This is a genomic window from Streptomyces sp. HPF1205 (assembly GCF_020400825.1).
GTDB lineage: Bacteria > Actinomycetota > Actinomycetes > Streptomycetales > Streptomycetaceae > Actinacidiphila.
The window spans coordinates 1-14,047 of sequence record NZ_JAINVH010000032.1 but is presented as its reverse complement, the minus strand read 5'-3'; the positions used below and the strand labels follow the sequence as shown (position 1 = coordinate 14,047).

Annotated in this window: 11 protein-coding genes; 6 read left to right on the top strand and 5 right to left on the bottom strand. The window is 73.4% G+C overall.

The annotated features are described in order from the left end of the window. Positions 1-243 precede the first annotated feature (243 nt). The 3 genes from K7G61_RS28250 (at position 244) to K7G61_RS28240 (ending at position 3,505) form a co-directional block, all read left to right on the top strand. Entirely contained in the window at positions 244-1,602 is a 1,359-nt protein-coding gene (locus tag K7G61_RS28250) for an extracellular solute-binding protein (protein ID WP_225849842.1), read from the top strand. A gap of 200 nt (positions 1,603-1,802) precedes the next feature. Then, positions 1,803-2,654, top strand: a complete 852-nt coding sequence (locus K7G61_RS28245; RefSeq protein WP_225849903.1) for a carbohydrate ABC transporter permease — start codon at positions 1,803-1,805, stop codon at positions 2,652-2,654. Further along, complete coding sequence (locus K7G61_RS28240; protein ID WP_225849841.1) at positions 2,651-3,505, top strand: carbohydrate ABC transporter permease; 855 nt, start codon at positions 2,651-2,653, stop codon at positions 3,503-3,505. The genes K7G61_RS28245 and K7G61_RS28240 overlap by 4 nt, the downstream gene beginning before the upstream one ends. Before the next feature lie 310 nt (positions 3,506-3,815). Here the strand turns inward: K7G61_RS28240 and K7G61_RS28235 are convergent, their stop codons facing one another. Further along, positions 3,816-6,317 carry a glycoside hydrolase N-terminal domain-containing protein gene (locus tag K7G61_RS28235; RefSeq protein ID WP_225849840.1) on the bottom strand — a complete coding sequence of 834 codons (2,502 nt, stop codon included), beginning with the start codon at positions 6,315-6,317 and terminating at the stop codon, positions 3,816-3,818. Between the two features lie 512 nt (positions 6,318-6,829). Here K7G61_RS28235 and K7G61_RS28230 point away from each other — a divergent pair. After that, positions 6,830-7,363 (top strand): DUF4232 domain-containing protein, encoded by a 534-nt coding sequence (locus K7G61_RS28230; protein WP_225849839.1) that lies wholly within the window; start codon positions 6,830-6,832, stop codon positions 7,361-7,363. A gap of 46 nt (positions 7,364-7,409) precedes the next feature. On the opposite strand, the gene K7G61_RS28225 is transcribed toward K7G61_RS28230, so the two are convergent. Next, complete coding sequence (locus K7G61_RS28225; RefSeq protein ID WP_225849838.1) at positions 7,410-7,976, bottom strand: YciI family protein; 567 nt, start codon at positions 7,974-7,976, stop codon at positions 7,410-7,412. 108 nt (positions 7,977-8,084) lie between these two features. Between K7G61_RS28225 and K7G61_RS28220 the strand changes: the two genes are divergently transcribed. Beyond that, positions 8,085-8,573, top strand: coding sequence for a GNAT family N-acetyltransferase (locus K7G61_RS28220; protein WP_225849837.1), 489 nt, complete (start codon positions 8,085-8,087; stop codon positions 8,571-8,573). 156 nt (positions 8,574-8,729) lie between these two features. Further along, positions 8,730-9,137 (top strand): hypothetical protein, encoded by a 408-nt coding sequence (locus K7G61_RS28215; RefSeq protein WP_225849836.1) that lies wholly within the window; start codon positions 8,730-8,732, stop codon positions 9,135-9,137. A gap of 132 nt (positions 9,138-9,269) precedes the next feature. On the opposite strand, the gene K7G61_RS28210 is transcribed toward K7G61_RS28215, so the two are convergent. The 3 genes from K7G61_RS28210 to K7G61_RS28200 form a co-directional block, all read right to left on the bottom strand. Next, on the bottom strand, positions 9,270-10,751 hold the full coding sequence (locus tag K7G61_RS28210; protein WP_225849835.1) for an arabinofuranosidase catalytic domain-containing protein: 1,482 nt from the start codon (positions 10,749-10,751) through the stop codon (positions 9,270-9,272). A 186-nt stretch (positions 10,752-10,937) separates the two neighbouring features. Further along, positions 10,938-12,929, bottom strand: a complete 1,992-nt coding sequence (locus K7G61_RS28205; RefSeq protein ID WP_225849834.1) for an alpha-L-fucosidase — start codon at positions 12,927-12,929, stop codon at positions 10,938-10,940. A gap of 685 nt (positions 12,930-13,614) precedes the next feature. Further along, positions 13,615-14,047, bottom strand: a 433-nt coding sequence (locus K7G61_RS28200; RefSeq protein WP_225849833.1) for a ricin-type beta-trefoil lectin domain protein, incomplete at its 5' end; no start/stop codon positions are given.

The window sequence follows — 14,047 nt, the reverse complement described above, 5'->3', positions numbered from 1 at the left end:
GAGAAGGCCCGGGGAACGGTCCCGGCCGGCAGGCGAAAGGATTTTGTGACCAGGGCGTTCCTCTTCCTTGTCCGGCGTGTGCGGACCATGTCTGCACGCCTGTCCGATGAGCGGACGCGCACGTCCGGCCGGACCGGACCGGGCCGGACCTGACCGGGCCGAAACGGGCCGGACTGGACCCAGGCCGGACCTGACGGAACCTGACGGAACCGGACCGAACCGGACCGACGAGGAGCGGAACCCATGCACGTGATCAGATCCCCCGGCGTCCCCGCACGCGCCCGTACCCATGGCCGCACGCGTGCCCGTACCCGTACCCGCGTGCGTACGGCCCTGCTCGCCGTGTCCGCGCTCCTGGCGGCGGCCGGGTGCGGGACCGCGGGGCCGGCGGGCAGCGCGGCGGCGGGCTCCCCGGCGCGCGGGCTCACGCTGTGGGCGCTGTCCGACCAGACGATCCTCGCGCGGGCCGTGGCCGCCTGGAACCAGGACCACCCGCGGCAGAAGATCACACTGCGGCTGTACGCCAACGACGACTACAAGCAGAAACTGCGGATCGCCTTCGGTGCCGGCCGCGCCCCGGACCTCTTCTTCAACTGGGGCGGCGGGGCCCTCGACGACTACGTCGGCGCCGGGAAGGTGGCCGCCCTGCCCCCGGCGGCCGTGGGCGCCGGGCGGTTCATGCCGGCCGTCATGCGCTCGGCCGCCTTCCGCGGGAAGGTCTACGGGGTGCCGTGCAACGGGCTCGCGCCCGTCGTCCTCTACTACAACAAGAAGGTGATGGCCGCCGCCGGGCTGCGGCCGCCGGCGACGTACGCGGAACTGCTCGCCGACGTGCGCGTCCTGAAGGCCAGAGGCGTCGTGCCGCTCTCGCTCGCGGCCAACGACAGGTGGCCCACCTTGATGTACATGGAGTACCTGCTCGACCGGGTGGGCGGCTCGTCGGTCTTCACCAGGATCGCCGCCGGGGACGCCTCCGCCTGGAAGGACCCGGCGGTCACCGAGGCCGACCGGGACCTGCAGACCCTCGCCAGGGCCGGCGCCTTCGGCGGCAACGCCTCCGGCATGACGTACGACCAAGGCGTCGCCACGGCCCTGCTCTACACCGGCAAGGCGGCCATGGAGGTCATGGGCACCTGGGAGTACGCCAACATCGCCGCCGCCGCGCCCTCCTTCGTCTCCGGCGGCGGCCTCGGCTGGACCACCTTCCCCACCGTGGCCGGCGGCAGGGGCGAGCCCGGCGACCTCGTCGGCGGCCCCGCCAACTACCTGTCGCTCAACGCGGCGAGCACCCACAAGGCGGCGGCGCTGGCCTTCCTCAAGGACTACGTCATGAACGGCACGCAGCAGGACGCCTACCTCGCCGCCGGGAGCGTACCGCCGGTCACCGGCCTGGAGCCGAAGCTCGCGGCGGTCGCCACGCCCGACAGGGCCTGGCTGCGGTTCGTGTACGCCCTGGTGCGAAAGGCGCCCGGCTTCCAGCTCTCCTGGGACCAGGACCTGCCCTCGCGCCGGGCCGACCCGGTGCTGACCGGCGTGGACCGCTCCCTGCTGGGACAGATCCGGCCCGAGGAGTTCGGCGCGGCCATGAGCGAGGTGCCGTGATGGCGGCCGTGGTACGAGGGCGCCGGCCCGGGTCGCCGCAGGCGCCGGTACGGGCCGCGGAGGCCGTGCAGGGCGATCGGGCCGCGCAGGCGGCTCAGGCCGCGGGGGTCACGCAGGGCACGCGGTCCGCGCGGTCCGCGCCGGGCGGGCGGGCCCGCGGGCGGCGCGGACGGGGCAGCGGGCGCGGCAGCGCGGTGCTCATGGCGGCCCCCGCCCTGATCCTCTTCGGCCTGTTCGCGCTGGTGCCGCTGGCCGGCGTGGCGGCGCTCAGCGTCTCCCGGTGGGACGGGCTCGGCCCGCTGAGCTGGGCGGGCGGCGCCGACTGGCACGGCGTGCTCACCGACGGCGCCACCTGGCAGGCCCTGTGGCTCACGGTCAAGGTGATGGCGGTGAGCTGGCTCGTCCAGACCCCGCTCGCGCTCGCGCTCGGCCTCTTCCAGGCCCCGCGCGGCCGGTGGCGGTCGCTTCTCGCGGTCCTGTGGTTCCTGCCGCTGCTGCTGTCCGCCGTGGCCGTCGGGCTGACCTGGCAGTCCCTGCTCGACCCCGCCTTCGGCCTCGGCACCACCCCCGGCCTGCACTGGCTGGCCCGGCCGCTGCTGGGCTCGCCGCACCTGGCCCTCTACACGGTGGTCTTCGTGATCGCCTGGCAGTTCGTCCCCTTCCACGCGCTGCTCTACCAGGCCGGGCTGCGGCAGATCCCGGCCGCCTTGTACGAGGCCGCCGCCATCGACGGCGCCGGGCCGTGCGCCCGCTTCCTGCGGATCACCCTGCCCCAGCTGCGGTACACCCTCGTCACCTCGACCACGCTCGTGCTGGTCGGCTCGCTGACCTCCTTCGACCTGATCTTCGTCCTGTCCAGCGGGACCGGCGGCCCGGGCACCGCGACCCGCGTCCTGCCCTTGGCGATGTACCTCACCGGTTTCCAGGCGCACGACATGGGCCGGGCGAGCGCGGTGGCCACCCTGCTCGTGGTGATCGGCCTCGGCCTGTCGCTGCTGACCACCCGCCTGTCCGGCTTCCACCGGATGGACAGCCGTCAGGAGGGCGTGTGAACGCCGGGACGGCGGACCGGGCGCGCCGCGCCGCGCGGGCCCTGCGCCGTACCGCGACCGGCGGCGCCGCCCTGCTGTGGACCGCGGTCGTCCTGGTCCCGGTCTACTGGGTGGTCGTCACGAGCCTGCGGGCCCGTGACCAGTACGTCACCGCGGGCCCGCTGACGGTGCCCCACCGCCCCACCCTGGCGAACTACCGGACCGTCCTGGACAACGGCTTCTCCACCTACCTCCTCAACAGCGCCGTGGTCACCGCGGCCACCCTCGCCCTGACCGTCGCCTCCGGGCTGCTGGCCGCCTTCGTCATCGTGCGCGGCACCGGGCGCTGGACCCGGATGTACTTCCGGCTGTTCCTGCTGGGCCTGGCCGTCCCGCTGCAGGCGGTGGTCATCCCGGTCTACCTGCTGATCATCCGGCTGCACATGTACGACAACCTCTTCGCGGTCGTGCTGCCCTCGGCGGCGTTCGCGCTGCCGCTCACCGTCCTGATCCTCGTCACCTTCCTGCGGGACGTGCCGCGGTCGCTGTTCGAGGCGATGGTGGTGGACGGGGCGTCCGACTGGCGTGTGCTGTGGTCGCTCGCCGTACCGCTGGCCCGGCCCGCCCTGGTGACCGTCGCCGTCTACGACGGCCTGCAGGTGTGGAACGGCTTCCTCTTCCCCCTCATCCTCACCCAGAACCCCGACAAGGCCGTCCTGCCGCTGGCCCTGACCCTCTACCGCGGCCAGTACGGCATCGACGTCCCGGCGACCATGGCGGCGGTCGTCCTGTCCACCCTGCCCGTGGTCGCCCTCTTCGCCCTCGCCCGCCGCCCCCTGATCGCCGGCCTGACAGCGGGCTTCTCCAAGTAGGCCGAGCCGAGGGCGACGGCGGCACCGCGGGCCACTACGCGCCGGTGGGGGCGACGCGTCTTCGGGGCCGGTACGGCCGGAAGTACCCAGGGGCGCGGGGAACTGCGCGACCAGCCGGCACGGTGCGGCAGGTCGCCACCGGCGGCAAGGGGCAGCCCCTTTCGCGGTTCGGCCACCGGCCGCGAGGGCTTCCGGCCACGGGCGGAGGCAGGGGTCCGGCCACCGGCCGCAAGTGGCCCGGCCACCGGCCGCAGGCAGGGTCCGCCCACCTGGCCGCAGTCGGCCCGGTTCCCCGCCGGCAGGCGAACCGTCAGCGCACGTCCGCCCATTCCCCCGCGCGCAGGCGCAGCCGAAGAGCGCGGGCCTCGCCCGTCGGAGCCGTCCAGCGCACCTCGACGCGGGTGTCGGCGAGCGCTTCGACCCGCGCGGAGCGCACCGCGCCGTCCGCCCATACCAGTTCGGCCAGGCGGACCGCGCCACGCGCCCGCAGACCGGTCACGCGCCCGGCCGGCCACCGCGGCGGCAGCGCGGGCAGCAGCTCCAGCACGGGCGCGCCCTCGTACTCGGTGTGGCTCTGCAGCAGCATCTCGGCGATCGCCGCCGTCACGCCGAAGTTGCCGTCGATCTGGAACGGCGGGTGCGCGCACAGCATCGAGCGGTAGACCCCGCCGCCGGAGGAGGACCCGCCGGAGAGCCCGGGGCCGACCGGCTGCAGGTACTCGCCCAGCAGCCGGTGCGCGGCCGCGCCGTCGCCGAGCCGCGCCCACAGGCCGGTCTTCCACGCCACCGACCACCCGGTGCCCGCGTCCCCGCGGCCTTCGAGCGAGCGGCGCGCCGCGTCCCGCAACCGCCCGTCCCCGGCCAGGATCCGCCCGGGGTAGAGGCCGACCAGGTGCGAGACGTGCCGGTGGTGCGGCTCGGCCTCCTCGCGTTCGCCCGGCCATTCGAGCAGCCTGCCGTCGGAGCCGACGCGCAGGGGGGCCAGCCGCGGCAGGGCCGCGCGCACCTCCTCCAGCGCGGCCGCGTCCTCGGCGGACGGCGCGAGGCCGGCCGCCGCCAGTTCGCGCTCCGCCTCCAGCAGGAACGCGAACAGCTCCCGCGCCAGGGTCAGGTCCATCGTGCTGCCCTCGACCACGCTGGCCGGGCCGTCCGCGGTGACGAACCGGTTCTCCGGGCTGGTCGACGGCGAGGTGACCAGCCACCCGTCCGCGTCCGGCACCATCAGGTCGAGCACGAACCGGGCCGCGTCCGCGCCCACCGGCAGCGCGACCCGCGCGAGGAACCGCACGTCCCGGCCGAACCGCCACCGCTCGGCCAGGTGCAGGCTCAGCCAGGCGCCGCCCATCGGCCACTGCGACCACATCGGGTCGCCCAGGCCCTTGCCGACCGGTACGGTGATCCGCCACAGGTCGGTGTTGTGGTGGCAGGTCCAGCCGCGGGCGCCGTAAATGCCCCGCGCGGCGGGCCGGCCGGCCTCGGCGAGCCCGGTGACCAGGTCGAGCAGCGGTTCGTGGCACTCGGGCAGGGCGGTGGTCTCGGCGGGCCAGTAGTTCATCTCCGCGTTGATGTTCACCGTGTACTGGCAGTTCCACGGCGGCGTCACCTCGCTGTTCCAGACGCCCTGCAAGGTCGCCGCCTGCGTTCCGGGACGGGAGGACGCGGCCAGCAGGTAGCGGCCGAAGGCGAAGGCCAGCACGCACAGGTGCTCGTCGCGCTCCCCGGCGGCGCGCCGCGACAGGCGGGCGTCGACCGGGAGACCGGGCACCGGCCCCACGTCGTCGAGACGCAGCGTCACGCGGTCCATGAGGGCCCTGTGGTCGGCGAGATGGGCCGCGCGCAGCCCGCTCCACCCGGCCGCCCGCGCCGCCGCCACGTCCCGCGCGGCCTCGGCGAGGCACTCCTCCGGGTCCCGTACGGGAGGCGTCAGCGCACCCGCGAAGCCGGTACGGACGGCCACGTACACGGTCACCGCCCTCGCGCCGCGCACCGTCACCGCGGGGCCCGCGACCCTCGGCCCGCCGTCCGGCCCGCCGCCTGGTCCCTCACCCGGCCCGTCGTCCTGCCCGGTGGTCGCCCCCGCCCCCTCGGCGTCCACGCGCAGCAGCGCCGCGGCCCGTACGGAGCGCGTCTCGTCGTCCTCGTACCGCACGCCGTCGCGGCGCGGCCACGGGACCACGTGCCGGGGCGCGGCGAGGAGCAGCGCCACCGCTCCCGGGCCCTGCGCGCGGAACCGGGAGCGCGGCTGAGGCGTGGTCAGCCGCGCCCGCAGGTGCAGGCCCTCCGGGGCGTCCGACTCCAGCCGCACCGCGACCACCTGGTGCGGCGCGGAGGCGAGCACCTGCTGCCGTACGTGGTGCCCGGCCGCCTGGCCGCGCACCACATGAGCCACCCCGTCGCGCAGGTCGAGCGAGCGCCGGTACGAAGCCGGGGCGGCGGGTGATCCGATGAATTCGATCTCCAGGGTGCCGACCGGCTGAAGGGCCTCGGCGTCCGCGCCCTGAGTGGCGGTCAGGGTCCGCCCGGCGGCGACGTGTTCACCGGCCCGTACCTGTGCCCGGGCCCGGGCCAGCAGCCCCTCGGGCACCTCGGGCACGTCCGTGTCGCCCGGGCCGGACCAGAAGGTGTCCTCGTTGAGGTCGATCCGCTCCACCGGGCAGGTGCCGTGCACCATGGCGCCGAGCCTGCCGTTGCCCACCGGCAGCGCCTCCGCCCAGATCGCCGCCGGCCCGTCGTAGGCCAGCTCCAGCGCCTGCGCCGCCGCTCCCGCCTCCGCTTCCTGTGGTTCCTGTGGTTCCTGTGGTTCCCGCGGCACGCGCACCGCACCCACCCCCATCCGTCCCGCCCGCCCGTACCGGACGAGCCGCCCGCCCGTAGTGGTCGGACGAATCATAAGGGGCGGTCAGACGTCGACGCCTATGACGCGGGGCGCGGCGCCCGCGCGGGGGCCCAAGTGGCGACGACGGTGGCGGCGGCGACTTCCGTGGCGGTCCGGGGCGCCGAATGGACGCCGGTGTGCCGCGTCCGGGGACGTCCACCGGCCCGCGGCACGACGCGAGCCGGCACCGCCGTCGCCCCGCCCCGCTCTCACCCTGCGTACCGCGATCCGCACCCTGGGTCCTCGCGTCATCCGCGGCTTGACGGCCGGGAGGAGGCCGTCCGGGCGCCGCCCGCGCCGCGCCCACCTCGCCTTTTGCGAGGGCCGCGCCCGCCGCCCATACCGCGCTCGGGTCCGCCGCGCCACTCGTGCCCGCGATGCCGCTGTGCGGCGGAAGACGTAAATTGGACGGGTATTTGGGCATTTGTCGATCCGGACGGGAGTGCAACATGACCAGCATTTCCAGGCGGGCGCTCGTCCTTGCGTCCGCCGCCCTGTTCGCCGCCACCGGTGCCACCGTTGGCGCCACCGGTGCCCAGGCCGCCGACGGCGCCCAGGGCGCCAAGGCCTCACCGCCCGTACCCAACTGCCAGGTGAGCGACCTTCACCTGTCCATCGGCCGGGTGACGGCCGGCGCGGGGTCGGTCTTCGTCCCCATCCAGTTCCAGAACGTCAACCCGCACAACTGCGTGATGCGCGGCTATCCGGTTGTCGTCCTGCTCGACCAGGGCAAGCGCCCGATCACGTTCCCGGCCCGCCGCAGCTTCAACCGTCCGGTGACCACCGTGACCGTGCGCACGGGCCACAAGGCGTTCGCCACCATCCGTACCAACAACCAGGGCTTCGGGCCCAGGTGCCGGCCGCCCTCCTCGTTCATCCGGGTCTTCCCGCCCGGCGCCGGCGGCAACTCCGCGCTCATCACCTACCGCCTGCGCGTCTGCGGCATGTTCCGGGTCAGCCCGGTGTCGCTCACCGCTCCCTGACGGGACGCGCCGGCGACCGGGGCCGGCCGGCGGCGCCCGTGCTCTCCTACCGCCGCCCGCCGAACTCCCAGTTGTGCACCTCGACTCCGGCGTACGGGCCGGCACCGCGGTCCGCGGTCAGGACCGCGCGTGCCGTGTCCGGGTCGGGCGCGCGGACCAGCGCCGCCGTCCCCACCCAGGTGACCCCGTCGTCGGACAGCAGCGGTCCGTAGGCGACGAGTTCGTCCCGGTCGTCCGGCACGGCGGGCTCCGCCCCGGCTCCGGCCCCGGCCGGGCCGAGGCCGAGCACCAGGTAGCGGTTGCCGCCGGTACGGCCGCCCGGGAAGTCCCACATGGTGCGCCCGAGCATGTTGCGCCAGCGGCGCAGCAGCACGTCCCGGTAGACGCCGGCCTGGTAGCCGGGCTCGTCGAAGGCGAAGGCGCGGGCGGCGGCCGGGTCCGGCAGGTCGGCGATGTGCACGCTGCCGGTCGGCACGTCGTCGTCGGTGAAGGTCGGGCCGCGGGCGATCAGTTCCTTCCCGAACCGGTCCATGTACGACCAGTGCTCCTCCAGCAGTTCGTCGCGCAGCGTCGACGAGCCGGGCCGGTCGCGGTGGTAGCAGAAGAACTCCATGCCGCCTTCCCTATCACCGTGCCAACCCGGCCCGCTCCTCGATTACGGCTCACCCGACGGGCGCGGCCCGGTGGACGGGCGGGCGCGGCCCGGCGGTACGGTCGGCGGATGCCCGAACTGCAGAGGCTGCGCCACGACCACGCCCGGGCGGTGCTGGCCTTCGAACTGGCCAACCGCGACTACTTCGCCGCCCACATCACGGACCGCGGCGACGACTACTTCGCCGCCTTCGACGACCGGTACGCCGACCTGCTGGCCGAGCAGGAGAGCGGCATCTGCGTCTTCTACCTGCTCCTGGACGAGGACGGCTCCGTACTGGGCAGGTTCAACCTGTACGACATCGAGGACGGCACCGCCGTGCTCGGCTACCGCGTCGCGCGGCAGACCGCCGGGCGCGGGGTCGCGACCGCGACCGTGACGGAGCTGTGCGCCTTCGCGGCGCGCCGGCACGGCCTGCGCAGGCTGCGGGCGGCCGCGCCGCACCAGAACATCGCCTCACGAAGGGTGCTGGCCAAAACCGGTTTCGTCCCGGTCGGCCCGGCGGATCCGGCCGACCTCGGCGGGAAGCAGGGCACCTGGTTCGAGCGGGCCGTCTGAGGCGGACGGCCCCCGGCGGTCCGCCTCAGACGGCCCCGGGTCCCGCGGCTTCCGGTGGGGGGTCCGGGACGGCCGCAGTACCGTGGAGACGAGGGGGGGCGGGTGCCCGCTCCGGGCGGGCGCCGACGGCAGGCCGCCCGAGGAGGATGCCCGGCCATGGAACCCGACCGCATCGACCGCATCGTGTCCGCCCTGCGTACGCGGGGCATCATGGCCCACCGCGCCGAGGAGGGCGTGTACGAGTTCGGGATCCGCGTGGTCATCCCCGACGGGAGCGAGGCCCTGTGGAACGCCGACGGGGCCGCCGGACTGGACGCCGAGGTGGTGCGCGACGGCACCCTCATCGGATACGTGCCGCACATCCCCGGCTCCGAGACCTTCACCGAGGAGCAGACCGTCGACGCCATCGCCGCGACCCGGTACTCCGAGGAAGGGCTGCACCCGCCCGGCGACCTCCCCGCGCATCCGGACCCGGGCGGGCCGCCCTCGCAGCCCCGGCCGCCCGGCCCGACCCGCCCCCGCGGCCCCTCCCACCCCCGGCGGCCCCACTGGCCGCACAAGTGAAGGACGCGGCACACCCGCGCGGACACGCCCGTACGACGGCACGCCCGTGGGACGGCACGGGACCGCCCCCGGAGCCCTTGCCGGCTCCGGGGGCGGTCCCGTCGGACTGGCGGACATGGCCCGCGGGGATGGCTACCCGAGGGTCCACTGCTGGTTGGACTGGCCGTTGCAGGTCCACAGTTCGGCCAGGGCGCCGTTGGCGGTGGAGGCTCCGGTGACGTCCAGGCACAGGCCGGACTGCACGCCGGTGACGGTGCCGTCGGAGTTCAACTGCCACTGCTGGTTGGTCTGGCCGTTGCAGCTGTAGGTGTCCACCTTGGTGCCGTTGGTGGTTCCCTTGCCGTAGGCGTCCAGGCACAGCTGGGTGCCGCCGAGGGTGACCGTGAGCTGGTTGGACGAGGTGTGCGTCCAGTTCTGGTTGGCCTGGCCGTTGCAGTCGTAGATCTGCGTCTGCGTGCCCAGTGTGGTGGACGAGTTCGGCACGTCCAGGCACTTGCCCGCGCCCACCGCGTGCAGCGGACCCGAGGTCCCGCCGGTGCCACCGCTGGAACCGCCGTATCCGGCGGCGGTGATGTTGGCCTGCACCGCGTTGTCGGTGGCGTCGGAGGGGTAGCCGGCGACGATGGCGCCCTCGTAGAAGGTGCCCTGGGACAGGTTGGTGTTGCCGTTGCAGCAGTCGCCGCCGCTGCCCAGGATGATGGCGCCCTGCTGCTTCATCGGGCTGTAGCCGGGCGGCAGGGAGCCGTCCCACAGGGTGGTCAGGCCGCCGGACTGCGCGTTGGCGCCCTTGAGGGCGAACCTGGACGTCCCGTTGTTCTTCAGCATGGCGGTGACGTACTTGCTGGTGAACGCCCGCTGGTTGGAGTTCCAGGACTGGCTGCCGCCGGAGTACAGGCCGTACTCCAGGTCGGCCTGCACCCAGGGGCCGGAGCCGGAGCAGCCGCCGAACCAGCAGCTCGTGCCGAAGTAGATGGCGTCCATGGCGCCCGCCCCGTCGGCCCTGCGGTCGGTCTCGCTGTTGCCGTAGTCGAAGCAGCAGCCGCCGTTGACGTGCGTGCCGCTGGTGACCATGTACGCGCCCTGGGGAGCGCTGCCGGTGGGAATCCCGGTGAGGTGGCCGTCGCGCCAGTAGCTGTTGCCCGGGTTGATGTAGAGGGAGTACACCTTGCCGCCGTCCACGGTCAGCGACTCCGAGGTCGCCTTCGAGGGCGTGTCGGAGCCGCCGGCGCCGCCGGGACCCTGGTACATCACGTCGTTGCCGTGACCGGACTGGTCGAACACCGTCGTGATCACACACGTGGTGTTCGCGCAGAAGGAGTCCTGCGCGGCGGCGTCGGCCCGGCCGCCCGCCGTCACCACGCCGATGTTCTTCGTCGTGTTGTCCGACGACCGCCGGACCTGGTAGAGGCTGCCGCTGTACGAGCCGAAGAGCGCGCGCACCGTGCTGTGCGCCGCCACGCACGGCGTACCGCCCGCCGCGTAGATGTCGCACGGCTGCTGCGTCGCCGCCTGCGACGTGGCCGCCGTACCGGTCAGGACACCGGCGGCGAGGGCCACCACCGCGCCCGCCCCCACGAGTGCGCGCCGCACGCGGCGCAACCACATTCGGTGCATGGTCGTATCGCTCCTTGTCCTGGGAAGTCTTGGGGAACGGCATCGGCTTGACGGCCGGTGGCCGCCAAGCCGATGGGTGTGCGTCTTCGCGGCCGCGCGGCCGAGGAGCACATCCCTGCTCCTCGGGTACGAGGTCCGCGAGGGGAGAACGGGGGCGGCGCCGGCCGGCGCCACCCCCGCCGGACCTCACACTCCGGTGATGGTCCACTCGTTGTTGGTGCTGCCGTTCGGCGCCCACAGCTCGGCGGTGGAGCCGGCCGAGGTCAGGCCGGCGCCGTCGAGGGCGGTGCCGGTGCCGCGGTTGATGATCTGGTAGCGGCCGTTGCCGAGGTTGTTCAGCGACCACTGCTGGTTGTTGCCGCCGTTCCAGGCGGCCTGGCGGGCGGGGGCGCCGTTGGCGGTGTTGCCCCAGCTGTCGGCGACCATGCCGTTGGTGCGGTTGACGATCCGGTAGTAGCCGCCGCCCAGGTCCACCAGCTGCCACTGCAGGTTGGTGCTGCCGTCGTAGTTCCACTGCTTGAGGTTGGAGCCGGAGGAGACGTTGCCGCCGCTGTCGAGGACCAGCCCGGTGGTGACGTTGGCGATCTTCACGTAGCCGGTGCCGGTGCCGGTCCCGCCGCTGCCCAGCGCCGGGATCTGCCCGGAGAAGGTGAGCTTGACGGTGTACGCCAGGGCGCTGAAGGGGGCGCTGGAGGACGGCATGGTCAGGTGCAGGCCGGAGGCGTCCTGGGTCGGCGTCGGCAGGTTGATGTAGCTGCCCGCGGCGTTGTTGATCAGTTGTGCGCTGGTCAGGGTGCTGATGTTGAACTGGTTGGAGTTCAAGGTGGTGATGGTCATGGTGCCGCCCTGCCAGCCGAGCGAGGTGGCGTAGAGCACCGTGTTGTCCTGGGTGCGGGTGAAGCGGACGTCCTGGGCCACGCCGGCCTTGGGGCCGCTGAAGGATCCGCCGCCCATGGCGGTGGGGCCCTCGCCGTAGCTGGACCACGACCGGGTGCCGTAGATCGCCTCACCGTTGCGGCTCAGCCAGTCGCCCATGCCGCGCAGGATGGTCTGCTGTCCCGACGGGATGGTGCCGTCGGCCATGGGCGCGATGTTCAGCAGCATCGTGCCGCCCTTGGCCGTGCGGTCGATCAGCGCGTGCAGCAGGGCCTGGGTGGTGTAGTAGCCGATGCCCACGGTGTAGCACCAACTGGAGGAGGAGATGCTGTCGTCGGTCAGCCAGTACGGCGTCATCAGCCCCGACGGCCCGCCGCGTTCGAAGTCGAAGACCTCGCCCTTGTTGTCCAGGCCGTCCTTGTAGGTGGCGACGACGTCCTTGTTCCAGGCGACGGCCTTGTTGTAGTAGTACGCCAGGAACTGCAGGCGATAGGACTCCTGCACCAGGTTCAGGTCGAAGTCCTGCCAGATCAGGTCCGGCTGGTAGCCGTCGATGACCTCGATGAGCTTGTTGTACCAGAGCAGGTTCTCCGCGGTCGTGCCCTGCTGCCCGAACAGGATCTTCAGCGTCGGGTCCGACTGGGCCGGCACGTGGTCGTAGTAGCCGTTGAAGTGGTACGCGTGGTGCAGCGAGGTCATGAACTTCAGGCCCTGGCCGCGGATGGCCTGGGCGTGCAGGTTCACCAGGTCCAGCTTGGGACCGCGCTGGACGGAGTTCCACGGGTTGACCTGGCTGTTCCACATGGAGAAACCGTCGTGGTGCTCGGCGACGGGGCCGGCGAACTTCGCGCCGGCGGCCTTGAACAGGCTTGCCCAGGCGTTGGGGTCGAAGTTCCCGCCCGCCGAGGTCAGCTTGGGCGCGAACTGCACGAAGTTGCCGGACTTGTCACGCCCGCCGTCGATGAAGAAGTTGTACGGCCACACCGACGGGTCGCCGTAGGTGGCCTTGTGATGGTTGTTCTCGTTCGAGCCCGAGATGTACATGTTGCGCGGGTACCACTCGTTCCCGAACGCGGGAACGCTGAAGACACCCCAGTGGTAGTAGATGCCGAACTTGGCGTCCTGGAACCACGCCGGGGCCGGCGGGTGCTGGTCCACCGACGACCAACTGGCCGAGTAGCTGCTGGGGCCCGTGGTGGCCGCGGCGTCGGGGGCGAACCGCAGCAGACCGAAGGCCGTGGCCGCGCCGGCCGCCGACGCCAGCAACCGACGCCGGCTGATCGGAAGGGAAGAATCGGACATGTGGGAGCCTTTCGTGTGGGGTAGCGGATCGCACAACGCGGGGTGGGGCTGAGCGGTGGTCGGGTCGGCTCCCGTCGGACCGTGGGCCCGACCGCGCGACCGCTTCCGGTGTGTGCCGCGGTCGTGGGTCGGATGGGCCTGGATGCCGCGGGAGTCGCTCCGACCGGGCGTGGGGACCGGGGCAGCCGTCAGGGCGTACGGGGCGTGCCGAGGGCTGGGGCCGCCGGTCGTCGGGCCGTCATGGACGCCAGGACGGCCCGGGAGCCGCTCGCCGTCGACGGCCGTCCGCTCGCGGGCCGTCCGCCCGCGGGAGGTGTTCCAGGAGGCCGCTGCCGCCCGTCGCCGCCGTCGCTCGTCCAGGTCTCGACCCTGGTACGGGGCCGGGTCCGCGCGTCGCGGGCGGCCCGGCCCGGCCGGCCGCTGCCGCGGGGGACCATCGGCCCGTCGGACGACGGGCGGGTCGCGTCCCGGCGGATCGCGGCGACCGCCGCGCACCCGCCGCGCGCGGCTGCCGGCGCCGCGGAGTGGTTCGTCATCAGCTTGCCTCACTGGTGGGGGACAGTGATCCGGTGAGAGGCCCGTGGCGCGGGCCTCTCACCGCTGCCGGGGCGCGGGCGTTCGCGCCCCGGCGGCCCGCCACGACCCGCGGCCGGCGCGTACCGGCCACGAAGTGGCGCCGTTCAGGTCAGCCGAGGGTCCACTGCTGGTTGGACTGGCCGTTGCAGGTCCACAGTTCGGCCAGGGCGCCGTTGGCGGTGGAGGCTCCGGTGACGTCCAGGCACAGGCCGGACTGGACGCCGGTGATGGTGCCGTTGGAGTTCAACTGCCACTGCTGGTTGGTCTGGCCGTTGCAGCTGTAGGTGTCCACCTTGGTGCCGCTGGTGGTTCCCTTGGCATAGGCGTCCAGGCACAGCTGGGTGCCGCCGAGGGTGACCGTGAGCTGGTTGGACGAGGTGTGCGTCCAGTTCTGGTTGGCCTGGCCGTTGCAGTCGTAGATCTGCGTCTGCGTGCCCAGCGTGGTGGTCGAGTTCGGCACGTCCAGGCACTTGCCCGCGCCCACCGCGTGCAGCGGGCCGGACGACCCGCCGGTGCTGGTGCCGCCGTTGCCGTAGTTCACC

Coding starts and splice junctions, on each gene's coding strand:
- K7G61_RS28205 (WP_225849834.1), bottom strand. CDS start 12,929: ATGTCCGATTCTTCCCTTCCGATCAGCCGGCGTCGGTTGCTGGCGTCG.
- K7G61_RS28210 (WP_225849835.1), bottom strand. CDS start 10,751: ATGCACCGAATGTGGTTGCGCCGCGTGCGGCGCGCACTCGTGGGGGCG.
- K7G61_RS28250 (WP_225849842.1), top strand. CDS start 244: ATGCACGTGATCAGATCCCCCGGCGTCCCCGCACGCGCCCGTACCCAT.
- K7G61_RS28225 (WP_225849838.1), bottom strand. CDS start 7,976: ATGGAGTTCTTCTGCTACCACCGCGACCGGCCCGGCTCGTCGACGCTG.
- K7G61_RS28215 (WP_225849836.1), top strand. CDS start 8,730: ATGGAACCCGACCGCATCGACCGCATCGTGTCCGCCCTGCGTACGCGG.
- K7G61_RS28245 (WP_225849903.1), top strand. CDS start 1,803: ATGGCGGCCCCCGCCCTGATCCTCTTCGGCCTGTTCGCGCTGGTGCCG.
- K7G61_RS28230 (WP_225849839.1), top strand. CDS start 6,830: ATGACCAGCATTTCCAGGCGGGCGCTCGTCCTTGCGTCCGCCGCCCTG.
- K7G61_RS28220 (WP_225849837.1), top strand. CDS start 8,085: ATGCCCGAACTGCAGAGGCTGCGCCACGACCACGCCCGGGCGGTGCTG.